The organism is Limnohabitans sp. T6-5, from assembly GCF_003063315.1.
Taxonomy (GTDB): domain Bacteria; phylum Pseudomonadota; class Gammaproteobacteria; order Burkholderiales; family Burkholderiaceae_C; genus Limnohabitans_A.
The window spans coordinates 676,625-697,158 of the sequence record NZ_NERV01000001.1 but is presented as its reverse complement, the minus strand read 5'-3'; the positions used below and the strand labels follow the sequence as shown (position 1 = coordinate 697,158).

Here is a 20,534-nt window from a genome sequence, read left to right as displayed (position 1 = left end):
ATGCCCGCCCTGCAGTCAAGCCCTGTAACGGCCTATGTGGCAGTCGGGGCCAATTTGGGCGACGCGCGTCAAACCGTTTTGGACAGTTTGGCAGCGCTGGCGCAATTGCCCGCAACGGTGTGTACAGGTCGTTCGCGCCTTTACCGCACAGCCCCTCATGAGGCGCAGGGGCCTGATTTCATCAACGCCGTGGCCCGGCTGAGCACTCGGCTTTGTGCGCCCGATTTGCTGGATGCCTTGCAAGCCCTGGAAAACGATGCCGGACGCCTCAGGCCTTATCGCCATGCGCCGCGCACGCTGGACCTGGATGTGTTGCTCTACGGTGACGCCCAAATTGACAGCTCTCGCTTGACGGTGCCGCATCCGCGCATGTGGGGCCGTGCCTTTGTGCTGTATCCGTTGGCTGATCTGGCGCCAGATCTGGTCACTGCTGCGCACTGGACTGGCGTGGCGGGGCAGAAGATTGAACCATTGAGTGAGTCCATGTCATGAGTTTCTGGACTTCGTGGCCTGTGTCTTTGCAAACCGTGGTGCTGCTGCTGGGCAGCAATGTTTTCATGACGTTTGCTTGGTACGGCCATTTGCGCAACATGTCGGCGGCGCCGTGGTACATCGCCGCCTTGGTGAGCTGGGGCATTGCGTTGTTTGAGTACCTCTTGCAGGTGCCCGCGAACCGCATTGGCCACACGCAGTTCAGTGTGGGGCAGCTCAAAATCATGCAAGAGGTGATCACCTTGACCGTTTTCGTGCCCTTTGCGGTCATTTATCTCAAGGAACCCTTCAAGCTGGACTACCTTTGGGCGGGACTTTGCATGGTAGGGGCGGTTTATTTCATTTTCCGAAGTGGGTGATCCATTCGCGATACGCCCGGCGATGGCCTGCGGTTAAACTCGCCGCAGTCATGCGAATGTCACATTCGCTTTTTCAAGCAATCAGGAGTTACCCATGCTGTTTGGCAAGTTGCTGCCCAAAGAAGGCAATTTTTTTGAACTGTTCAACCAACACGCTGAGCGCATTGTTGAAGCCGCTCGCGCGTTCTCCAATTTGGTGGCTAACTACGGCGACACCCACTTGCGCGAAAAGTACAACCGTGATGTGGACAACGCCGAGCACGCAGCGGACCGAGTGACCCAAGAGGTCAACCGCCTGATCCACACCACCTTCATCACCCCGATCGACCGTGAGCAGATTCACGCCTTGATCAACCTCATGGACGATGTGGCCGACTTGATCCAGGACTCTGCCGAAACCATGGCCCTTTATGACGTGCGCCACATGACCGAAGAGATCACACGCCTGACCGACTTGTCTGTGCGTTGCTGTGAGCGTGTGCAGGATGCGGTCAAACTGCTGGCCCGCATCGGTGAGCCTGCGGTGGCCGAGTCCGCGCTCAAAACCTGTGAGGAAATCGACCGTCTTGAGTCCGATGCCGACCGCGTGATGCGCAGCGCCATGAGCAAGTTGTTCCGTGAAGAAGCCGATGTGCGCGAGATCATCAAGCTCAAGGCCATTTACGAACTGTTGGAAACCATCACCGACAAGTGTGAAGACGTGGCCAATCAGATCGAGGGCATCGTCCTCGAAAATTCCTGATCTGAAGCAGGAATTCTGACTATGGAAACCGTACAAGCGGCCTTGTGGGTGGTGATCTTGCTGGTTGCCCTGGCCCTGATTTTTGACTTCATGAACGGGTTTCATGATGCAGCCAATTCGATTGCCACTGTGGTCTCTACGGGCGTGCTCAAGCCCACTCAGGCGGTGGTGTTTGCTGCTTTTTTCAACTTTGTGGCCATTTTCATCTTTCACCTGAGCGTGGCAGCAACGGTCGGAAAAGGCATCGTTCAGCCCGGTGTGGTCGACACCCATGTGGTGTTTGGCGCGTTGGTGGGGGCGATCACCTGGAACGTGATCACCTGGTATTACGGTATCCCCAGCAGCTCATCGCACGCTTTGATTGGCGGCATTGTGGGTGCGGTAATTGCCAAATCGGGTGCGGGCTCTTTGGTGTCTTCGGGCATCATCAAGACCGTTTCCTTCATTTTCGTCTCGCCTTTGCTGGGGTTTTTGCTCGGCTCGCTGATGATGGTCATCGTTGCCAACATCTTTCGCCGGGCACGCCCCTCCAAAGTGGATAAATGGTTCCGTCGTTTGCAGCTGATCTCTGCGGGCGCCTACAGCCTGGGTCACGGCGGCAATGATGCGCAAAAGACCATTGGCATCATCTGGATGATGCTGATTGCTACAGGTTATGCCTCAGCGGCTGACAAGTCGCCTCCGTCTTGGACGGTCATCAGTTGCTACATGGCCATTGGCATGGGCACCATGTTTGGTGGCTGGCGCATTGTGAAAACCATGGGGCAGAAAATCACCAAGCTCAAGCCTGTGGGCGGTTTCTGTGCAGAAACAGGCGGGGCCATGACCTTGTTCCTGGCGACAGCACTGGGCATTCCGGTGTCGACCACCCACACCATCACCGGCGCCATTGTCGGTGTGGGCTCCACCCAACGCGCCAGTGCGGTGCGCTGGGGCGTGGCTGGTAACATCATTTGGGCGTGGATTTTGACCATTCCTGCCAGCGCATTCGTGGCCGCCATCGCCTATTGGGTCAGCTTCCAGATCTTTTCCTGATCCCCTTGATCCGGGTTTGGTTGCCCGGCCTTGACCCCAAGCCATCGGACTTCAAAAAAGCCCGGTGGCTTTTTCATTGGCTGATCAGTCGGGCTTCTTCAATCTGGTATTCAAAATAACGCTGAAAGCTGAAGGCCAGACTGGACATCAAAATGGCGGTTCCCACCAGCAAGGCAGTGACAACGCCAATGACCGTGCCCCAATGGGTTTGTCCTGCGCTGGCATCGCTTGGGCTTTGGGGGTTGAAGCGGGCATTCCATTTTTCTGTGTCCATCAGGCCGTAGACGATGGCATTGAGGGCGCAGCCTGCAATTGTGAAGCCCAGCAGCGGGATCAATACCCAGCTGAGTTGATCATCCACCCCCAAGGCCTGGACGCGTTGAAAGCCGTAAATGCCCAATGCCGTGGGCACGGGCAGCAGCCAGCCCAAGGTGTCACCAAAACCTTTGAGGTAGAAACGGTGCAAGCCCAGTGGGCCGCCCCAGAATGTCAGCCAAGTGGCCAGTGTTTTGTTTTTCATTGCTCCATTATTGCGGAGCAGCGGTGTCTCCCAGGCCCAAAGGCATTTCCATGAACACCATGTCGAGCCAGCGATCAAATTTCCAGCCACAGGCGGTGACGATGCCCACATGGCTGAAACCCAGGCTGCGGTGCACGCCGATGGAGCCTGCGTTGGCCGAATCGCCAATCACCGCGATCATTTTTCGAACGCCCACCTGCTCAGCCTGGCGACACAATTCGCTCAGCAGTGCACGGCCCAGGCCCTTTTGGTGTGCGCTCGCCGCCATGTAAATGGAGTCTTCGGCGGAGAAGCGAAAGGCCGCGCGCGGTCTGAACCAATTGCAGTAGGCAAAGCCCAGAATCTCTGTTCCATCTTCAATCACCAGATAGGGCAGCCCTTTGCTCAAGACATCCGCACGCCTGGCGCTCATCTCGGCATTTGAGGGCGGATCGATCTCGAAAGTGCCGGTTCCAGTCAGAACATGGTGTTTGTAAATCGCGGTGATGGCCGCGACATCCTCATCACGGCTGGGTCGAATCAAGGGCATCTTTGCTCCCGTTATATAATGGTGGGCTTTTCAGTGTGTCACTGGCCGGGTGGCCAGTTGCGTGTCTCAAACGCTGGAAGAAATCGGGTGTCTCGGCATTTGTTCCGAAGAGACCCAACCACCCAAGGATAAATCATGGTTGTTATTCGTTTGAACCGCGGCGGCTCTAAAGCACGTCCTTTCTTCAACATCGTCGTCGCCGACAAGCGCGTGCGTCGCGATGGTCGCTTCCTCGAGCGCATCGGTTTTTACAACCCCACTGCCCGTGGTGGCGAAGAAGGTCTGCGCATTGCTCAAGACCGTCTGACCTACTGGAAGAGCGTTGGCGCTCAGGCTTCTCCCACCGTGGAACGCCTGATCCGTCAAGCTGGCAAAGCAGCAGCCTGATCGGCTGATGTCGGCCATGCGTCCACCTCTGGAGACAGCGGCTCTGCCCGCTGACGCCATCGAAGTCGGGCGCATTGCCGATGCCTGGGGCATCAAAGGCTGGTTTAAGGTCTTGCCCCACAGCGCCTCGCCCGAGGCGCTTTTTTCTTCCAAGCGCTGGTTTTTGTTGTCGCCCGATCGGCCCATGAAACCCAAGCGACCAGTGGAAGCTGCAGCCGCCAATTCTGAAGCTGCTGCATGGACCGAGCCATTGCTGTTGCGCATCAAAGAGTCCAAAAACCATTCTGACACCATCGTGGCCACCGCTCACGACATCGAAGATCGCAATGCCGCAGAGGCCTTGCGTGGCGCACGCATTTTCGTGCCGCGTTCGAGCTTTCCTACGGCTGCCGATGGCGAGTATTACTGGGTAGACCTCATAGGCCTGCAGGTGGTGAACCGCGAAGGCGTTGCCTTGGGTGAAGTGCGCGACCTGATGTCCACCGGACCTCAAACCGTGCTCGTGATCGAAGCCGCGCCCGAAGTCGAAGGCGGTAAGCCCATCGAGCGCATGATTCCTTTTGTCAGTGCTTTTGTCGCCGACGTCGATCTACCTGGTAAACGCATCACCGTTGACTGGCAGCCCGACTACTGATCGGCCTCGGCCGTGGAGGGCCACATCCATGCGCTTTGACATCATCACGCTGTTTCCCGAACTGTTTGCGTCGCTTTTGACCAGCGGCATCACACGTCGCGCTTACGAAGGTGGCTTGGTTGATGTGCGCTTGTGGAATCCCCGCGATCATGCCGAAGGCAATTACCGCCGGGTGGATGACCGTTCGTTTGGCGGTGGTCCCGGCATGGTCATGTTGGCCGAGCCCTTGTTCAAAACACTCACCGCCATCCGTGCAGAGCGCAACGAGGCCGAACCCGCACCTCTGGTGCTGTTTTCGCCCATCGGGAAGGTCCTGAGGCACACCGCCGTGGCTCAATGGTCCCAAAGTGCGGGTGCTGTACTGTTGTGTGGGCGCTATGAGGGCGTCGATCAACGTTTCATCGATCAATATGTCGATCAGCAAATCAGCTTGGGCGATTTTGTCTTGTCCGGTGGTGAGATTGCCGCCATGGCGCTGCTGGATGCCGTGGCGCGTTTGCAGCCGGGCGTGCTCAACGACGAAGGCAGCCACCAGCTTGACAGCTTCAACCCCGCGCTGGATGGTCTGCTGGACTGCCCGCACTACACCCGCCCTGAGGTCTGGCAAGGCCATGCAGTGCCTGCCGAATTGATGTCCGGTCACCATGCCCACATTGAGCGGTGGCGACGTGAGCAAAGCCTGCGCCTGACGGTCCAGCATCGCCCTGAGTTACTGCACCAGGCGCGCGAAGAGGGTCGATTGAGTCGTCAAGATGAGATTTTTTTGAAAAATCTGCCCATTTCGGGTGAGTGACGGCTTCGTGCCTTGTGGAACCCTGGTGCGGGGCAGAACAGGGTTTGGAAACTTGAGATTGTAAAAAGCTATAATGGCAGGCTTTTCGATCCTCTACCCGCCGCGATCTGGCTCAGTCATTTTTCAAAAGATGGCCTTTACAGCACAGAACGCCCCTTGTGTAGCGAGGCATGATCGGACGGAGTTCAAAAAATGAATTTGATTCAAACTCTTGAGCAGGAAGAAATTGCCCGTTTGGGTAAAGTGATTCCTGAATTTGCCCCCGGCGATACCGTGATCGTCAGCGTCAATGTGGTTGAAGGTGCGCGCAAGCGTGTCCAAGCCTACGAAGGTGTTGTGATCGCCAAGCGTAACCGTGGTCTGAACAGCGGCTTCACCGTGCGCAAGATCTCCAGTGGCGAAGGCGTGGAACGTACGTTCCAGACCTACAGCCCTGTGATCGCCAGCATCGAAGTCAAGCGTCGTGGTGATGTGCGCCGCGCCAAGCTGTACTACCTGCGTGACCGCAGCGGCAAGTCGGCACGTATCAAAGAAAAGTTGCCTCAGCGCAAAGCAGCCCCCGTGGCCGCTGCGTAAAGTCTTTTCGACGGTACAAAAAACCGCCCGGGTTCGCGCCCAGGGCGGTTTTTTTATGGGGCGTGGCTTTTCAGCCTTGTGCGCAGGGCAAGCCCGGTGTGCGTGACCATTCACTCCAGCTGCCCGCATACAAGGCAGCGGGAGGGTAACCGGCCAACTCCATGGCCAACAGGTTGGGGACCGCTGTCACGCCGCTGCCGCAATGGTGAATCACCGTTTCTGCGTTGCGCCCTGCCAGGACTTGCTCCCATTCGGCTTTCAGCACATCGGTGGGTTTGAAGAATCCCTGGGTCGTGAAATTGTCGGTGAATGGCCGGTTCAGCGCGCCCGGGATGTGTCCCGCAATCGGGTCGAGTGGTTCCACCTCGCCACGGTAGCGAGCGGCTGCGCGGGCGTCGATAATGGTTTGTGTGGGGCGAGCCAGTTGAGACACCACGTCTTCAGTTAAAACCAGGCGCCGCAAGGGCGCTTTGAGCTCAAAATTTGTGGCTTGGCCTGTTGTGGCAGGGCCGGATACCAGAGGCCCACCTTGGGCTTTCCAGGCTTGCAACCCGCCATCCAGAACGGCCACAGCGTCGTGCCCCAACCATTTGATCATCCACCACAAGCGCCCGCAATACTGGCTGGCATTGCGGTCATACACCACGATTTGCGCGCTGTTGCGGATGCCCATTTGACCTAGCCAGCGGGCCACGGACTCGCGTTGGGGTAGGGGGTGGCGCCCGCCATTGACGGCTTGACTGGCATCATGCGTGCTCAGGTCACGGTCCAGGTGGGCTTGCATTGCCCCGGCAATGTGCTCAGTCTGAAACCCCTGGTCAGCCGAATCAGGCTTCATGAGATCAAAACTGCAGTCCAGCACGGCTAACGCTGCGCCTTGTTGTTGCAAGGCTTGAAGTTGGGCGACGGTGATCAACAGGTTGTACAAGGTGCTTCTCCTTTGTCAGTGTTCTTCTGCGGGAGCTGTGGGCAAGGCTCTGTTGCGCAGGACTGTGGCAGCAATGCCGCTGGCGATGATGAGCCCCATGCCAGCCCAGCCCATGAAGGGAATCTGGTCGCCAAACAAAAACAGCCCAAACAAGGCCGCAAACACGATGCCTGAGTATTGCAAGTTGGCTACCACCAAGGTGGCTCCACTGCTGTACGCCTTGGTCATGCTCAGTTGTCCCAGTGCAGCCAGCACGCCGATGGGTAAAAGCCACAAGGCTTCTGGCCAGGTCCATGCACTGGCACCTGTGAACACGATGGCAATGGCCCCTACGATGGTGCTGCCGATCGAGAAGTAAAAAACGGTGCGCGATTCAGGCTCACCCACACGTCCCAGTGCAGCCACTTGCATATAGGCCATTGCAGCGCCCAGACCTGAAAGCAATCCAATCACGCCCGCAAACAGCTGGTTTTGTTCGATGGTGGGGCGCAAGATCATGATCACACCGCTGAAGCCCGCAATCACGGTGAGCACGATGGGGCCTTGTTTGCCCGCATCTTGCAAGCGCCCCATGACCAGGGTGCCGCCGATCAAAAAGGCCGCCACCCAGACGCCACTCATGTAGTTGAGCGTCATGGCTGTGGCCAGGGGCAAGTGGGCAATGGCATAAAACCAGGCCGACAAGGAGGCCACGCCAATGATCGAGCGCCAGATATGCATCATGGGGATCGCAGTGCGCAACGATACTCGCTGCACCCGGCACAAGGCCGCCATGAAGGCGATGCCGATCAGGCCCCGGTAAAAGACCAACTCAAATGTATTGAAATGAGTGGATGCATATTTGATGCAAACGCTCATCGATGCGAAAAACAGCGAAGCAAGGAGCATCCAGGAGGCTTGCATCGGTGTTTTCTGTTCAGAGGGGAGGCATCTGGCGGCGGTACCACTCATGGAAGTGCTGCATGCCGTCTTCCATGGGGCTCTGATAAGGGCCCACTTCATTGTCGCCCCGCGCCAGCAGGGCTTTGCGTCCTGCGTCCATGCGTTCGCCGATCTCGTCGTCTTCGATGCAGGTTTCCATGTAGGCGGCCTGCTGGGCTTCGACGAATTCGCGCTCGAAGGCAACGATTTCTTCGGGGTAGTAGAACTCGACCATGTTCAGGGTCTTGTCCACACTGATCGGGTGCAGGGTCGAGACCGTCAGCACATGCGGGTACCACTCGACCATGATGTGTGGGTAGTAGGTCAACCAGATGGCACCGCGCTCTGGCAAGGCGCCGTTGCGGTATTTCAGAAGCACCTCATGCCATTTTTTGTAGGTGTCCGAGCCGGGTTTGCCAAAACCGCCCGATACACCCACGGTTTGCACCGAATAGTGCTCCTTGAACTCCCAACTCAGGTCGTCGCAGGTGACGAACTGGCCCAGCCCGGGGTGGAAGGGGCCGACGTGGTAGTCCTCCAGATAGACCTCAATGAAGGTCTTCCAGTTGTAGTTGCACTCATGCAACTCCACACGATCGAGCGCGTAGCCCTCAAAGTTGAGCTGAGAACGCGGACCCATATGGGCCAGGTCGGCAGCGATGTTGCGACCGTTGTCTTCAAAGAGCAGTCCATTCCATGCCTGCAGCTTATAGTTGTTGAGGTTCAGGCAGGGGTCGTGCGAGAAATGGGGTGCTCCCAGCAGCTCGCCTGCAGGCGAATAGGTCCATCGGTGCAAGGGACAGACGATGTTGCCACCCGCATGGCCTTTTTGCTGTGTGTTCAGGTTGCCCTGACCGTTCAGCATGATGGCTTGACGGTGCCGACAGACGTTGGAGACCAGCTCTACGCCACCTTGGGCATTTCGCACCAAGGCCCTGCCTTGAGCCTCATGGGGCAGGGCATAGTAATCGCCCACATGGGGCACAGCCAGTTGGTGGCCTACGTAGCGCGGACCTTGCTGGAAGAGGGTTTTCAATTCGCGCTGGAACAGCGCCTCATCGAAATAAGTTGAAACTGGTAGTTGGCTTGCGGCCTGCTGCAGTTGAAGACTTAAATCAGACATGGGTGACCTGACCTAGAGACTCCCCCTATGAAGGGGCAGGGACAAAGCGCTGAATCCTTCGATCCTGGCGCAAAAAAATGACAGGGTACGCCCTGTCGAGGAGGTAGGGATTGTACCCTGCGAGGTGTTTGGCCCTTTGCCCCTGTTGGCCCCAAGTGTTTGTGAGACCGGCCTCCCAGGGTTTTTGCATCGATGTGAGGTCTGGGGCATGCGTCAAAGCAAGGCGAAGCGCCTAAAATCAGGGTTTTTTCGGATCATCCCATGCCCAAGGCTTCCCCCATCCAGACCCCGGACGCAGCGCCGCCACTGCCCGCCACATACGAGGCGGCGTTGTCGGAACTGGAGCAGTTGGTGGGGCAGTTGGAGTCGGGTCAAATGCCTCTGGATCTGTTGTTGTCCGGTTACCAACGGGGCGCGGCCTTGCTGGCGTTTTGCCGAGACAAGCTCAAGGCCGTGGAAGACCAAATCAAAGTACTGGATGGCGGTCAACTCAAACCCTGGAACGGCGCATGAACTTGGCTTTGGATTTCAAAGGCTGGATGCAAGCGCATCTGGCCCGTGTTGAAGCAGCGCTGTCGCAATGGGTTGACCCACAGGCGCCTGCGCAATTGGGCGAGGCCATGCGATATGCCGTGCTCGATGGCGGTAAGCGTCTGCGTCCCCTGCTGGTGCACGCCACGGCTGAAGCCGTCGGTGCGCCTGCGGACAGTCCCGCTGCTTTGCGTGCGGCTTGCGCGCTGGAGTTGATTCATGCCTATTCACTGGTGCATGACGACATGCCCTGCATGGACAACGATGTGCTAAGACGCGGCAAACCCACGGTGCATGTGCAGTTTGGTCAAGCGCAGGCTTTGCTGGCAGGCGATGCGCTGCAAGCCTTGGCGTTTGAGTTGTTGACCCCTCAAGACGGATCGGTGCCCGCCCCGGTGCAGGCTTCTTGCGTGGGTTTACTGGCCCGCGCCAGTGGCTATTACGGCATGGCCGGGGGGCAGGCGATTGACCTGGCCAGCGTGGGCCATCGCCTGGATGAAGCGCAGTTGCGCCAGATGCACCGTCTCAAAACGGGTGCGCTTTTGCTGTGCGGTGTGCAAATGGGGGCGGCCTGCTGTCCCGCTGTAGCACCCCAAACGTCCGCAGCCTTGACCCGATTTGGTGAAGTTTTGGGCCTGGCGTTTCAGGTGGTGGACGACATTCTGGATGTCACCGCCGATTCCGCCACCCTGGGCAAGACAGCGGGCAAAGACGCGGCGGCTGACAAACCCACCTATGTGGCGCTGATGGGCCTGGAGCCTGCGCAGCGCCTGGCCGATCAATTGGCGCAGGAAGCTGCGCAAGCACTCACAGACACCGGTTTGCCCGCCGAGCGACTGATGCCCTTGCGCGCCCTGGCCGCCATGGTGGTGCAACGAACCCATTAAGTCATGACCACTTTGCTCCATTCCATCCAATCTCCCGCCGATTTGCGCCAACTGGCGCGCACCGATTTGCCGCAGCTGGCCGACGAGTTGCGTGCTTGTGTGCTGAACAATGTTTCCAAAACGGGGGGGCATCTGAGCTCCAACCTGGGCACGGTGGAGCTGACCGTGGCTTTGCATTACGTCTTCAACACACCCCAGGATCGCATCGTTTGGGACGTGGGGCACCAGACCTACCCCCACAAAATCTTGACGGGGCGCCGCGAGCGCATGCCCACCTTGCGCCAGTTGGGCGGGCTATCGGGCTTTCCGCGTCGGGATGAAAGCGAATACGACACCTTTGGCGTAGGCCATTCTTCCACCAGCATTTCGGCCGCGTTGGGCATGGCTTTGGCCGCGCGTCAAAAGGGGGAACCACGCCACGCCATTGCCGTGATCGGTGACGGGGCCATGACCGCCGGCATGGCCTTTGAAGCCTTGAACAACGCCGGGGTGGAAGATTGCAAACTGCTGGTGATTTTGAACGACAACGACATGTCGATCAGCCCACCCGTGGGGGCGTTGAACCGCTACCTGGCTCAGCTGATGAGTGGCAAGTTTTACGCCGCCGCCAAGAACGTCGGCAAGAACGTGCTCAAGAATGCCCCGCCTCTGTTCGAGCTGGCCAAGCGCCTGGAAGAGCACGCCAAAGGCATGGTGGTGCCCGCCACCTTGTTTGAGAAATTTGGCTTCAATTACATCGGCCCCATCGATGGACACGATCTGGAATCGCTGATTCCGACACTGGAAAACATCAAACACCTGGCCGGGCCACAGTTTTTGCATGTGGTCACCAAAAAAGGGCAGGGCTACAAGCTGGCCGAGGCCGACCCGGTGGCCTACCATGGCCCCGGCAAGTTCGATCCTGCGGTGGGCTTGCTGCCGCCAGCGGCGCCCCCCAAAACCACATTCACCCAAGTGTTTGGCCATTGGCTGTGTGACATGGCCGAGCAAGACCCCCGACTGGTTGGCATCACCCCGGCCATGCGTGAAGGCTCGGGCATGGTGGATTTTCATCGCCGTTTCCCGGACCGTTATTACGACGTGGGCATTGCAGAGCAGCATGCCGTGACCTTTGCAGCAGGCATGGCCTGTGAAGGCCTCAAGCCGGTGGTGGCGATTTATTCGACCTTTCTGCAGCGAGCCTACGACCAGCTGATCCATGACGTGGCCTTGCAAAACCTGCCGGTGCTGTTTGCCATTGACCGGGCGGGTCTGGTGGGGGCTGATGGCGCCACCCATGCGGGGGCCTATGACATTGCCTTCATCCGTTGCATTCCCAACATGAGCCTGGCTTGCCCAGCAGATGAGCGCGAGTGCCGCCAGTTGCTGAGCACTGCGTACGCGCAAAACCATCCTGTGGCCGTGCGTTACCCACGCGGTGCCGGGGTGGGCTTGGCCCCCTTTGCCGATCTGACACCCTTGCCTTTTGGCAAGGGTGAAGTGCGCCGAGTGGGGCAAGGTACAGCAATTTTGGCTTTTGGCAGCTTGCTGACCCAGGCGCTGCTGGCAGGCGAGGCGTTGAATGCCACGGTGGTCAACATGCGCTGGGTCAAACCACTTGATACCGAATTGCTGGCGCAGATTGCCAAAGATCACGGCCAGATCGTGACGGTGGAGGAAGGTTGTGTCATGGGTGGGGCAGGCAGTGCGGTGTTGGAAGCCCTGCAACAGTTGGCTCTGGTTCGACCCGTCTTGCAATTGGGGTTGGCCGATGAGTTCATTGAGCACGGTGATCCGGCCAAGTTGCTGGCATTGCAGGGTCTGGATTCTGCGGGCATCGAGGCTGCGATCCGTCAACGCTTTCCGTCAGCCAGTCAGTCTATCGGCCAGTAGTTAAAAAGACTTCAGACGCCGCACTCCTGTGCCAGGGCATCTGCTTCTGGAAGGGTAAACCCGGCCCGGTGCGCGTATGGGATGTTCCTAAAATAGACATTACCGCTTATGTCCATGCCCTGAAGTTTGGGGTGTGTTTATTTTTCAAAGAGGAGTTCATTCATGGATCGTCGTTCCATCATCAAAAATGCAGGCTTGGCAGGTGTGCTGGCCGCAGGCATGGCCCCTGCTGTGCATGCCCAAAGTGCCGTTCGTTGGCGTCTGGCTTCGAGCTTTCCCAAGTCGCTGGACACCCTCTTCGGTGGTTCTGAGCTTTTTGCCAAAAAAGTCAAGGAAATGAGTGGCGGCAAATTCGAGATCACCACCCACGCCGCCGGTGAACTCATGCCCGCCTTCGGTGTGCTCGATGGCGTACAGAACGGCACCGTGGAATGTGCCCACACTGCGCCTTATTACTTCTTTGGCAAGGACGAGACCTTCGCCCTGGACTGCGCCATTCCATTTGGCCTGAACAGCCGCCAGATGACGGCCTGGATGGTGCACGGCAACGGCATGAAGCTGATGCGTGAGCACTACGCCAAGTACAACATCGTCAACTTCATGATGGGCAACACCGGCACCCAGATGGGCGGCTGGTTTCGCAAGGAAATCAAGTCTTCGGCCGACCTGAAAGGCTTGAAGTTCCGCGTGGGTGGTTTTGCAGGCAAAGTGCTCGAGCGTATGGGCGTGGTTGCGCAAAACATTCCTGCTGGCGAGATTTACCAATCGCTGGAAAAAGGCACGATCGACGCTGCTGAATGGATCAGCCCTTACGACGACCAAAAACTGGGCCTGAACAAGGTCGCGCCGTTCTACTACTACCCCGGTTGGTGGGAAGGCGGCCCACAGCTGACGCTGATGGTCAACCAAAAAGCCTACGATGCCCTGAGCCCTGAAAACAAGGCCATCATTGAAGCCGCTTCTACCTTCGCCCATGTGGACATCCAGGCCAAGTACGATGCATTCAACCCCGGTGCACTCAAACAGCTGGCGGCTCAGAAGACCAAGGTCCTGCCTTTCCCGAAAGAAATGATGGACGTGGCCTTCAAGCACTCGCAGGACGTGTATTCCGAACTGAACACCAAGAACCCTGGCTGGAAAAAAGTCTACGAAGACTACGCCAAGTTCCGTGCCGATCAGAACTGGTGGTTCCGTTTCGGTGAAGCCCGTTTTGACAGCTTCATGCAGGCTCAGAAGCTCTGATCGTTTTTCGATCTGCAAACCAGCCCGCCGCGCGCATGCCCGGCGGGTTTTTTTCGCCAGAAATCACCTCTTGCAGGTGGGCACTCGAAGAGTCCGACAAGCCTCCGCTTTGCAGCCACTGCCCGCATGGGTGTGGTGGTGAATCTGCCGCTAACGTCGAAGTCTTCGACCAGCGACTTACGAAGGACAAGCATCCCGTAGGTCAGCACTCGAAGAGTCCGACAAACCTCCACTTTGCAGCCATTGCCCGCATGAGTGTGGTGGTGGATTCACCCTTAACGTCGGAGTCTTTGACCACCGACCTGCAAACAGACACACATCGCGTAAGTCGGCACGCAAAGAGTCCGACGAGGCGGCGTGTCAGACTCGCTGTTCGTGACGTTTCAGGGCTTCGGCCAGACGGGCGAATTCGTCCAGCATGGCCCGGTCATGGCAGTAAAAGAAGGTGAATGTGCCGCCCAGGTTGCGCACATAGATGCGGGGGGCGATGAGGAACTCCAGCCCACGGACGCGCATGACTTTGACGAAAGCCAGCTCCTTCAAGGTGACGCGGCGGCGCCACATCCAGGTCTGTTCGATGGCATCGGTGTCCAACGTGATGCGGCTGCGCTGGATGTGCCAGGCGGTGAAAGCCATCATGCTGATGACCACCGCACTCAGGATGCCCTGGCGAGATTGCCAGTCGATGCCCAGACGCCAGTACCAAACCAGCAAAGCCAGCACCATGCTCCATGCCAATGCCTTGAACAGCGGGCCAAAAGCCTGCTCGCTCATGGCCTGTGAGGGGGACTGGTAGGGGTAGGGCAGCGTAGAAGAGGCTTCGGTAACGGGCATGGCGATCCACAGGGGAAATAAAAAAAGCACCGCGTCAGCAATTCAGGCCATGCTGACGAGGTGCCTGGACTCAAGGAGTAGTCGTTGTTTATTTCTTGTCGTTGGCGCCAGGCAAGTCTTTCATCGGGTCATCCGATGTGCGCGCATCGGTAGCCGGGGCATTGGCATCGGGGGCAGGCGCTTCATCGGGCGCAGGAGCCGCCTCCAGCACCACTGAATTGATGTCCACCACCTCGGCTTTGTCCAGGAAGGCTGTGACCGATTGCGGCACGAAGATCACGATCACGACCAGCATGATCTGCATGATCACCCAGGGGATGGAGCCCATGTAGATGTCGTTGGTCTTGATCGGAGCGGGGATGCGTTTTTCTTTGAACATGGTGTCGGCAATGCCACGCAGGTAAAACAGCGCAAAGCCAAACGGTGGGTGCATGAAGCTGGTTTGCAAGTTCACGCACAGCAGCACGCCAAACCAGATCAGGTCAATGCCCATCTTGTCGGCCACTGGAGCCAACATGGGCACGATGATGAAGGCGATCTCGAAGAAGTCGAGGAAGAAGGCCAGGAAGAACACGAAGACGTTCACCACGATCAAAAAGCCCACTTGACCACCGGGCAGCCCCGACAGCAGGTGTTCGACCCACTTGGCACCGTCCACGCCCTGGAACACCAGGCTGAACACGCGTGAGCCGATCAGGATGAACACCACCATGGCCGTCAGGCGCATGGTGCCGTGCATGGCTTCCCACAGCAGTTTGGGACTCAGGCGTTTGTGCATGGCCGCCAAGATGAGGGCCCCAACCACGCCCATGGCTCCCGCTTCGGTGGGGGTGGCAATGGCGCGGTCCTGGAAGGGCAGGCCACCCATCGAGCCCAGCACGGTGAAAATCAGCACAGCCGAAGGAATGATGCCTTTGAGGCACTTGCGCCACAGCGGCCAGCCGTTGAGTGTGCGGGCCTCTTTGGGGATGCCGGGCACGTAATGGGGCTTGAAGACACCCAGTGCGTAGGTGTAAATCGCGAACATGGCGATCTGCATGAGCGAAGGCCCCCAGGCGCCTTTGTACATGTCCCCCACGGGGCGGCCGAGCTGGTCAGCTAGCACCACCAGCACCAGCGAAGGCGGCACCAGTTGGGTGATGGTGCCCGAGGCGGCCAGCACCCCGGTGGCATAACGGGTGTTGTAGCCATAGCGGATCATCACTGGCAGCGAAATCAGCGCCATGGCAATCACCTGGCCGGCCACTGTGCCCGTGATGGCGCCCAGAATGAAGCCCACGATGATGACCGAGTAACCCAGACCGCCTTTGATGGGTCCAAACAATTGGCCCATGGCGTCCAGCATGTCTTCAGCCAGTCCACACTTTTCAAGGATGGTGCCCATGAAGGTGAAGAAGGGGATGGCCAGCAGCAGGTCGTTGTTCAGGATCGAGAAAATCGAGATGGGCAAATTGCCCAGGAATGCCTGCGGGAACCAGCCCATTTCAATAGCGAAAAAGCCACTGGCCAGGCCGAGTGCAGCCAAAGAAAAGGCCACCGGGAAGCCGATCAGCATCACAAACACCAAGCCCACGAACATGATGGGCGCAAAATTTTCCATTTGCATTTTTTTAATTCCTTGCAGCGAGACAGAGAGCAGTTGTGGCGGGGGCGCTCACTGCAGTGGTTTTTCGTAATGGGTGTCCATGGCGTATTTGCCCCTCAGAAAGGCCACGCGCTTGATCAATTCAGCCAGACCTTGCAGCCAGACCATGCCAAAGCCCAGAGGCATGGCCAAAGTGGCCGGCCAGCGGATCAAACCACCAGCATTGCTACTGACCTCGCCCGAGACGAGGGTGTTCCAGAAATAGGGGAAGGAAATCCAGGCCAGAAAGCCCATGACGGGCATCAGGAAGAACAGCAGGCCAAAAAGGTCCACATAAACGGGGCCGTTCTTTTTGAGCTTGCCGTAAATCAGATCCACGCGCACATGTTCGTTGACCTTGAGCACATAAGGTGCGCCGATCATGACCATGTAGGCGAACAGGTACCACTGGATTTCCAGCAGGCTGTTAGAGCTCCAGTCCACGCCATACCGCACAAAGGCGTTGCCAGCGCTGATCAACGCAGCCAGCAAAACAGTCCAGGTGGCCAGCCGACCCATTCGGTCGTTGAGCCAGTCGATGCCAAAAGCCAATTTAAGCAGTCCAGACAAGATGATCTCTCCAAAGATTTTGGACATTTTAAGTGGCTGAATCCATGGGGTTATTTGCGGTAAGTACCTAGAGGTTTGGCGAGGGCACATGTCGGACTCTTCGAGTGCCGACCTGCGAGGAGTAGGTCTTGCGTAGGTCGGCGGTCGCAGACCCCGACGATGACTGGTGATGATGCGCAGTGCTTGTTTGGGCGATGGCTGCTGAGCGAGGGAAAGTCGGACTCTTCGAGTGCCGACCTACGACGCTGCTGGTATTTGCAGGTCGGTGGCCGAAGACCCCGACATTGGGGCTTGATGACCAACAACGACTGATGCAAGCGGTGTTGCCTGAACGGCCATTTGTCGGACTCTTCGAGTGCCGACCTACGGGGTATGTGTGTTGTGCCCGGTTTTGAAGTGCCACCAGGGCAGGGCTTTTTTGAGGGATTGGATTTGTCCAGCCAATTCGGTGCTTTCATAGCCGGGCAGGGTGTCCATGTGCTGCCGCCAGGCGTCGGATTGCAGTACCTGGGTCAGCGCCTGGACCGAGGGCGTCTCCAGCACCGACTTCAGGCAAACCAGCCAATAGCATTCCTGTACCAGGGGGACAAAGTCCAGCCCCTGGGCCTGAGCCGCCGAAGCGATGCCCAGGCCCGCATCGGCTTGACCGGCAGCCACGCAAGCGGCCACGGCGGCGTGGGAGCTTTCTTCGTGTTCGTAACCCATGATTTGGCTGGGCAAGATGCCTGCTGTCAGCAGCGCATCGTCCAGCAGCAGTCGGGTGCCGGTGCCCAGACTGCGGTTAACGTAGCGCAGGCCTGCTTGTGCGAGATCGCCGAGTTGGCGAACCCCTCGCGGATTGCCGGGGGCCACGATGAGGCCTTGCTGGCGCAGCGCAAAGCCGATCAGTTTGTGCTGCCCGGTTCTGAGCAGCGGTTTGTAGGTTCGGGCCACCAGGGATCGGGGCGAGGGCTGCACAGGGGCATGAAAACCTGCCACATTGCAGCGGCCTTCGTTGAGGGCCCGCAGCGCGTCCACGCTGCCGCAAAAGCGCATGTCCAGATGCAGCGATTGGCGGGCGGAATGCTCACGCAGATGGACCAGCGCATCGTCGTGGCTGGCGTAAACGGTCAACAGATGGCTGTTGGCATCAAAGGCCACGGCAAAAGTTTTTTCCAGCTCCGCTTGCAGCGCGCTGATTTGCGGTGACAGGCGGGCCTGGGCCTGGCGTTCAGCCCAGAGCAATTTGTCGGCAAATTCGCTCAGCCGGGCGGCCTGGCCTTTTTCCCAAAGAATCAGTGGCTGGTTCAGGGCCTGCTCCCAGCGTTTGAGTTCGCCCCACACATGCCGGTAAGACAGTTGCATGGCTTTGGCCGCCGCCGCAATGGAGCCCGACTCGCGAACGGCTTGCAGCATGTCCATGAGGGGGTTGCGGATCGGGCTGAGCCGATTGCGCAAGGCGTCGTTTTCAGAGTGGGGTGTCCAGCTGTAGGAGAGGTTGATGTGTTGCACAGGCCAGAGTTTGCCTGAATCATGCAGCCAGTTTGCGAACTGTGTGTGGGCTCTTATGCAGGTGATTTCATAGTGGGCAACCCGTAGCCTTGGGGGGGCAGGCTTCCAGTAGCATCGACCGCTACTTTATGAACACCTTGACCGACAGCGTCCTGACCGCGCTGACACTTATTTTTTCGCTGGATGTGGCTTTGTGGACGGTGGTGCTGCGGTCTTTGGCCGTCAGTGCCACGGCCACTGTGCTGGCCTATGGTTTGGGTGTGGTGCTCGGGGCGTGGCTGGCGGTGGCGCGCTTTCGCGGGCGGGGCGCGGTGCTGGTGGTGCTGAACACCTCGCTGGCCTTGCCTTCAGTGGTGGTCGGGCTCATGGTGTACCTGTTGCTCTCGCGCACCGGGCCTTTGGGCTTTTTGGGCTGGTTGTTCAGCTTCAAGGCCATGGTGGTGGCGCAGGTCATGCTGGTGGTGCCGGTGGTGACTGCGCTGACGCGCCAGGTGGTCGAAGACGTGGAGCGTCAACATGGCGAGCAGTGGGCGTCGCTGGGGGCCGGGCCTGTTTTTCGCAGTTGGCTGCTGGCCTGGGATGAGCGCTACGCCTTGCTCACCATTGGTGTGGCGGCGTTTGGCCGGGCCATTTCGGAGGTGGGCGCGGTGATGATTGTGGGCGGCAACATCGATGGGTTCACGCGGGTCATGACGACGGCCATTGCGCTGGAAACCAGCAAGGGCGATTTGCCGCTGGCGCTGGGACTGGGGCTGATGTTGCTGGCGTTGGTGCTTTTGCTCAATTTGTTGCTGGCTTTGCTGCGCCGATGGGGTGCACAAGGACAAGGACAGGCTGTGGATGCGCCTAAGGGGTGGGTGGCATGATGTCATCGATCGTGGTTCAGCTCGACGGCGTGGGGGTGCGTCTGGGTGCGGTGCAGGCGCTGTCCGGCGTCCAGTTGCAGATTGATGCCGGAGAACGGGTGGCCTTGGTCGGCTCCAACGGATCCGGCAAAAGCACCTTGTTGCGCGTGATGCACGGTTTGCTGCCCGCCTCGCAGGGGCAGGCCTTGCGCCATGCCAGCCTGCGCCAGGCCATGCTGTTCCAAAAACCTCATTTGCTGCGCACCTCGGCGCTGAACAATGTGGCGCTGGGTGCCTGGCTTGACCGTTGGCAGGGTTTGTCTTGGACCGATGCCAAGGCAAGGGCTGCACAAGCCTTGCAGCGGGTGGGCCTGTCGGCGGTGGCGGCCCAAGGGGGGCGGCAATTGTCGGGCGGCCAGCAGCAGCGCCTGGCACTGGCCCGGGCCTGGGTCCGGCAGCCCGATGTGCTGCTGCTGGACGAGCCCACCGCCAGTCTGGACCCGCATGCCAAGCGCGAGGTCGAAGCCTTGATCGCTGAGTTTGCTCAGGGTCAGGGGCAGGGCCAGCCCCTGACGTTGATTTGGGCCAGCCACAACCTGGGTCAGGTCAAGCGTCTGGCCAGCCGAGTCATTTACCTGGAGAGCGGTCGTGTACAGGCCGATTTGCCGGTTGATGTGTTTTTCAATGCCGCCGAACTGTCTGTGCACAGTCCGGCGGCCCATGCATTTGTTCAAGGAGAACGTTTATGACTTTCCAATTTGCAATGACCCGTCGTGCTTTGGTGTGTGCTGTGCTGGCGGTTTCGGCCAGCTGGGCGCAGGCGCAGTCCATCGTCATGTCGTCGACCACCTCGACTGAGCAGTCGGGCCTGTTCGCGCATTTGCTGCCCGCCTTCAAAAAGGCCTCGGGGCTGGATGTGAAGGTGGTGGCGCTGGGCACCGGCCAGGCGTTGGACATGGCGCGGCGAGGCGACGCCGATGTGGTCTTTGTGCACGACCAGGCCGCTGAAGAAAAGTTCGTGGCCGAAGGTTTTGGGCTCAAGCGCCTGCCCGTCATGTACAACGATTTTGTGCTGATCGGCCCGAAGGCCGACCCGGCAGGCACCAAGGGCCGTGACATCGTGGCGGCCTTGGCCAAAGTGGCCGCCTCGAACGCGGCCTTTGTGTCCCGGGGCGACAAGAGCGGCACCCATGCCGCCGAGCTGCGCTATTGGAAAATGGCCAATCTGGACTCGGCCAAAGGCGGCGGCTACCGGGAGTGTGGCTGCGGCATGGGGCCGGCGCTCAACATCGCTTCCTCACAAGGCGCCTATGTGCTGGCTGACCGTGGCACTTGGCTCAACTTCAAGAACCGCGCCGATCTGGTGGTGTTGGTTGAGGGTGATCAGCGCCTGTTCAACCAGTATGGTGTGATGGTGGTCAACCCCGCCAAACACCCGCATGTCAAGCAAGCCGATGCCCAAAAATTTGTCGATTGGGTGACCTCGGCTGCGGGCCAGGCCAACATTGCCGATTACAAAATTGGGGGAGAGCAGCTGTTCTTCCCGAATGCCGGTAAATAAGCCGCTGGTGCACCACAAGCATTTCGCTTGCAGGGCAA

The 20,534-nt window shown here is 58.8% G+C and carries 24 protein-coding genes; 15 read left to right on the top strand and 9 right to left on the bottom strand.

The annotated features are described in order from the left end of the window. The 4 genes from folK to B9Z51_RS02970 all read left to right on the top strand — a co-directional run bounded on the left by folK (window position 1) and on the right by B9Z51_RS02970 (window position 2,628). Window positions 1-492, top strand: coding sequence for a 2-amino-4-hydroxy-6-hydroxymethyldihydropteridine diphosphokinase (gene folK, locus B9Z51_RS02985; RefSeq protein WP_108371639.1), 492 nt, complete (start codon window positions 1-3; stop codon window positions 490-492). After that, on the top strand, window positions 489-851 hold the full coding sequence (locus B9Z51_RS02980) for a DMT family protein (RefSeq protein WP_108371638.1): 363 nt from the start codon (window positions 489-491) through the stop codon (window positions 849-851). The genes folK and B9Z51_RS02980 overlap by 4 nt, the downstream gene beginning before the upstream one ends. A 94-nt stretch (window positions 852-945) precedes the next feature. Then, window positions 946-1,593, top strand: a complete 648-nt coding sequence (locus B9Z51_RS02975) for a DUF47 domain-containing protein (RefSeq protein WP_108371636.1) — start codon at window positions 946-948, stop codon at window positions 1,591-1,593. A gap of 21 nt (window positions 1,594-1,614) precedes the next feature. After that, on the top strand, window positions 1,615-2,628 hold the full coding sequence (locus tag B9Z51_RS02970) for an inorganic phosphate transporter (protein WP_108371634.1): 1,014 nt from the start codon (window positions 1,615-1,617) through the stop codon (window positions 2,626-2,628). 73 nt (window positions 2,629-2,701) lie between these two features. On the opposite strand, the gene B9Z51_RS02965 is transcribed toward B9Z51_RS02970, so the two are convergent. Then, window positions 2,702-3,148, bottom strand: a complete 447-nt coding sequence (locus B9Z51_RS02965; protein ID WP_108371632.1) for a hypothetical protein — start codon at window positions 3,146-3,148, stop codon at window positions 2,702-2,704. 7 nt (window positions 3,149-3,155) lie between these two features. Beyond that, window positions 3,156-3,677 carry a GNAT family N-acetyltransferase gene (locus B9Z51_RS02960; protein WP_108371630.1) on the bottom strand — a complete coding sequence of 174 codons (522 nt, stop codon included), beginning with the start codon at window positions 3,675-3,677 and terminating at the stop codon, window positions 3,156-3,158. A gap of 135 nt (window positions 3,678-3,812) precedes the next feature. Between B9Z51_RS02960 and rpsP the strand changes: the two genes are divergently transcribed. The 4 genes from rpsP (at window position 3,813) to rplS (ending at window position 6,067) form a co-directional block, all read left to right on the top strand. After that, a complete protein-coding gene (gene rpsP / locus B9Z51_RS02955; protein ID WP_108322193.1) occupies window positions 3,813-4,064 on the top strand; it encodes a 30S ribosomal protein S16 in 252 nt (83 codons plus the stop codon). A 16-nt stretch (window positions 4,065-4,080) separates the two neighbouring features. Beyond that, window positions 4,081-4,698: a ribosome maturation factor RimM gene (gene rimM, locus B9Z51_RS02950; RefSeq protein ID WP_108372669.1), complete on the top strand. Its 618-nt coding sequence runs from the start codon at window positions 4,081-4,083 to the stop codon at window positions 4,696-4,698. A 28-nt stretch (window positions 4,699-4,726) separates the two neighbouring features. After that, a complete protein-coding gene (gene trmD / locus B9Z51_RS02945; RefSeq protein ID WP_108371628.1) occupies window positions 4,727-5,491 on the top strand; it encodes a tRNA (guanosine(37)-N1)-methyltransferase TrmD in 765 nt (254 codons plus the stop codon). Between the two features lie 192 nt (window positions 5,492-5,683). Beyond that, the gene (gene rplS, locus B9Z51_RS02940) at window positions 5,684-6,067 is read left to right on the top strand and encodes a 50S ribosomal protein L19 (protein WP_108371626.1); all 384 of its coding nucleotides are present in this window, start codon (window positions 5,684-5,686) and stop codon (window positions 6,065-6,067) included. Window positions 6,068-6,137: 70 nt separating this feature from the next. On the opposite strand, the gene B9Z51_RS02935 is transcribed toward rplS, so the two are convergent. The 3 genes from B9Z51_RS02935 to B9Z51_RS02925 are packed head-to-tail and all read right to left on the bottom strand — an operon-like array spanning window position 6,138 to window position 9,039. After that, the gene (locus tag B9Z51_RS02935; RefSeq protein WP_108371624.1) at window positions 6,138-6,995 is read right to left on the bottom strand and encodes a sulfurtransferase; all 858 of its coding nucleotides are present in this window, start codon (window positions 6,993-6,995) and stop codon (window positions 6,138-6,140) included. A gap of 15 nt (window positions 6,996-7,010) precedes the next feature. Continuing rightward, window positions 7,011-7,898 carry a DMT family transporter gene (locus tag B9Z51_RS02930; protein ID WP_108371622.1) on the bottom strand — a complete coding sequence of 296 codons (888 nt, stop codon included), beginning with the start codon at window positions 7,896-7,898 and terminating at the stop codon, window positions 7,011-7,013. 13 nt (window positions 7,899-7,911) lie between these two features. Next, on the bottom strand, window positions 7,912-9,039 hold the full coding sequence (locus B9Z51_RS02925; protein ID WP_108371620.1) for an aromatic ring-hydroxylating dioxygenase subunit alpha: 1,128 nt from the start codon (window positions 9,037-9,039) through the stop codon (window positions 7,912-7,914). A gap of 261 nt (window positions 9,040-9,300) precedes the next feature. Between B9Z51_RS02925 and xseB the strand changes: the two genes are divergently transcribed. The 4 genes from xseB (at window position 9,301) to B9Z51_RS02905 (ending at window position 13,571) form a co-directional block, all read left to right on the top strand. Further along, window positions 9,301-9,552, top strand: a complete 252-nt coding sequence (xseB, locus tag B9Z51_RS02920) for an exodeoxyribonuclease VII small subunit (RefSeq protein WP_108371618.1) — start codon at window positions 9,301-9,303, stop codon at window positions 9,550-9,552. Further along, window positions 9,549-10,457, top strand: a complete 909-nt coding sequence (locus B9Z51_RS02915; RefSeq protein WP_108371616.1) for a polyprenyl synthetase family protein — start codon at window positions 9,549-9,551, stop codon at window positions 10,455-10,457. The genes xseB and B9Z51_RS02915 overlap by 4 nt, the downstream gene beginning before the upstream one ends. Before the next feature lie 3 nt (window positions 10,458-10,460). Then, complete coding sequence (gene dxs, locus B9Z51_RS02910) at window positions 10,461-12,329, top strand: 1-deoxy-D-xylulose-5-phosphate synthase (protein ID WP_108371614.1); 1,869 nt, start codon at window positions 10,461-10,463, stop codon at window positions 12,327-12,329. Window positions 12,330-12,491: 162 nt separating this feature from the next. Then, window positions 12,492-13,571, top strand: coding sequence for a TRAP transporter substrate-binding protein (locus B9Z51_RS02905; RefSeq protein WP_108371612.1), 1,080 nt, complete (start codon window positions 12,492-12,494; stop codon window positions 13,569-13,571). Between the two features lie 360 nt (window positions 13,572-13,931). On the opposite strand, the gene B9Z51_RS02900 is transcribed toward B9Z51_RS02905, so the two are convergent. The 4 genes from B9Z51_RS02900 to B9Z51_RS02885 form a co-directional block, all read right to left on the bottom strand. Next, window positions 13,932-14,405 (bottom strand): hypothetical protein, encoded by a 474-nt coding sequence (locus tag B9Z51_RS02900; protein WP_108371610.1) that lies wholly within the window; start codon window positions 14,403-14,405, stop codon window positions 13,932-13,934. An 88-nt stretch (window positions 14,406-14,493) separates the two neighbouring features. Beyond that, complete coding sequence (locus B9Z51_RS02895; RefSeq protein WP_108371608.1) at window positions 14,494-16,011, bottom strand: TRAP transporter large permease subunit; 1,518 nt, start codon at window positions 16,009-16,011, stop codon at window positions 14,494-14,496. A gap of 48 nt (window positions 16,012-16,059) precedes the next feature. Continuing rightward, window positions 16,060-16,599, bottom strand: coding sequence for a TRAP transporter small permease subunit (locus tag B9Z51_RS02890; RefSeq protein ID WP_108372667.1), 540 nt, complete (start codon window positions 16,597-16,599; stop codon window positions 16,060-16,062). A 363-nt stretch (window positions 16,600-16,962) separates the two neighbouring features. After that, a complete protein-coding gene (locus tag B9Z51_RS02885) occupies window positions 16,963-18,090 on the bottom strand; it encodes a substrate-binding domain-containing protein (protein WP_369958507.1) in 1,128 nt (375 codons plus the stop codon). 128 nt (window positions 18,091-18,218) lie between these two features. Here B9Z51_RS02885 and B9Z51_RS02880 point away from each other — a divergent pair, with 128 nt between their 5' ends. The 3 genes from B9Z51_RS02880 to B9Z51_RS02870 are packed head-to-tail and all read left to right on the top strand — an operon-like array spanning window position 18,219 to window position 20,496. Further along, a complete protein-coding gene (locus B9Z51_RS02880) occupies window positions 18,219-18,956 on the top strand; it encodes an ABC transporter permease (protein ID WP_108371607.1) in 738 nt (245 codons plus the stop codon). Further along, window positions 18,953-19,684 carry an ATP-binding cassette domain-containing protein gene (locus B9Z51_RS02875; protein ID WP_369958504.1) on the top strand — a complete coding sequence of 244 codons (732 nt, stop codon included), beginning with the start codon at window positions 18,953-18,955 and terminating at the stop codon, window positions 19,682-19,684. Before B9Z51_RS02880 ends, B9Z51_RS02875 begins: the two co-directional genes overlap by 4 nt. After that, window positions 19,681-20,496 carry a substrate-binding domain-containing protein gene (locus B9Z51_RS02870; RefSeq protein WP_108371605.1) on the top strand — a complete coding sequence of 272 codons (816 nt, stop codon included), beginning with the start codon at window positions 19,681-19,683 and terminating at the stop codon, window positions 20,494-20,496. Before B9Z51_RS02875 ends, B9Z51_RS02870 begins: the two co-directional genes overlap by 4 nt. The last annotated feature ends 38 nt before the right edge of the window (window positions 20,497-20,534 follow it).

Excerpts from the sequence above, each read along its gene's own strand:
- folK (WP_108371639.1), top strand. The coding sequence starts at position 1 with ATGCCCGCCCTGCAGTCAAGCCCTGTAACGGCCTATGTGGCAGTCGGG.
- B9Z51_RS02980 (WP_108371638.1), top strand. The coding sequence starts at position 489 with ATGAGTTTCTGGACTTCGTGGCCTGTGTCTTTGCAAACCGTGGTGCTG.
- B9Z51_RS02975 (WP_108371636.1), top strand. The coding sequence starts at position 946 with ATGCTGTTTGGCAAGTTGCTGCCCAAAGAAGGCAATTTTTTTGAACTG.
- B9Z51_RS02970 (WP_108371634.1), top strand. The coding sequence starts at position 1,615 with ATGGAAACCGTACAAGCGGCCTTGTGGGTGGTGATCTTGCTGGTTGCC.
- B9Z51_RS02965 (WP_108371632.1), bottom strand. The coding sequence starts at position 3,148 with ATGAAAAACAAAACACTGGCCACTTGGCTGACATTCTGGGGCGGCCCA.
- B9Z51_RS02960 (WP_108371630.1), bottom strand. The coding sequence starts at position 3,677 with ATGCCCTTGATTCGACCCAGCCGTGATGAGGATGTCGCGGCCATCACC.
- rpsP (WP_108322193.1), top strand. The coding sequence starts at position 3,813 with ATGGTTGTTATTCGTTTGAACCGCGGCGGCTCTAAAGCACGTCCTTTC.
- rimM (WP_108372669.1), top strand. The coding sequence starts at position 4,081 with ATGCGTCCACCTCTGGAGACAGCGGCTCTGCCCGCTGACGCCATCGAA.
- trmD (WP_108371628.1), top strand. The coding sequence starts at position 4,727 with ATGCGCTTTGACATCATCACGCTGTTTCCCGAACTGTTTGCGTCGCTT.
- rplS (WP_108371626.1), top strand. The coding sequence starts at position 5,684 with ATGAATTTGATTCAAACTCTTGAGCAGGAAGAAATTGCCCGTTTGGGT.
- B9Z51_RS02930 (WP_108371622.1), bottom strand. The coding sequence starts at position 7,898 with ATGCAAGCCTCCTGGATGCTCCTTGCTTCGCTGTTTTTCGCATCGATG.
- B9Z51_RS02925 (WP_108371620.1), bottom strand. The coding sequence starts at position 9,039 with ATGTCTGATTTAAGTCTTCAACTGCAGCAGGCCGCAAGCCAACTACCA.
- xseB (WP_108371618.1), top strand. The coding sequence starts at position 9,301 with ATGCCCAAGGCTTCCCCCATCCAGACCCCGGACGCAGCGCCGCCACTG.
- B9Z51_RS02915 (WP_108371616.1), top strand. The coding sequence starts at position 9,549 with ATGAACTTGGCTTTGGATTTCAAAGGCTGGATGCAAGCGCATCTGGCC.
- dxs (WP_108371614.1), top strand. The coding sequence starts at position 10,461 with ATGACCACTTTGCTCCATTCCATCCAATCTCCCGCCGATTTGCGCCAA.
- B9Z51_RS02905 (WP_108371612.1), top strand. The coding sequence starts at position 12,492 with ATGGATCGTCGTTCCATCATCAAAAATGCAGGCTTGGCAGGTGTGCTG.
- B9Z51_RS02900 (WP_108371610.1), bottom strand. The coding sequence starts at position 14,405 with ATGCCCGTTACCGAAGCCTCTTCTACGCTGCCCTACCCCTACCAGTCC.
- B9Z51_RS02895 (WP_108371608.1), bottom strand. The coding sequence starts at position 16,011 with ATGCAAATGGAAAATTTTGCGCCCATCATGTTCGTGGGCTTGGTGTTT.
- B9Z51_RS02880 (WP_108371607.1), top strand. The coding sequence starts at position 18,219 with ATGAACACCTTGACCGACAGCGTCCTGACCGCGCTGACACTTATTTTT.
- B9Z51_RS02875 (WP_369958504.1), top strand. The coding sequence starts at position 18,953 with ATGATGTCATCGATCGTGGTTCAGCTCGACGGCGTGGGGGTGCGTCTG.
- B9Z51_RS02870 (WP_108371605.1), top strand. The coding sequence starts at position 19,681 with ATGACTTTCCAATTTGCAATGACCCGTCGTGCTTTGGTGTGTGCTGTG.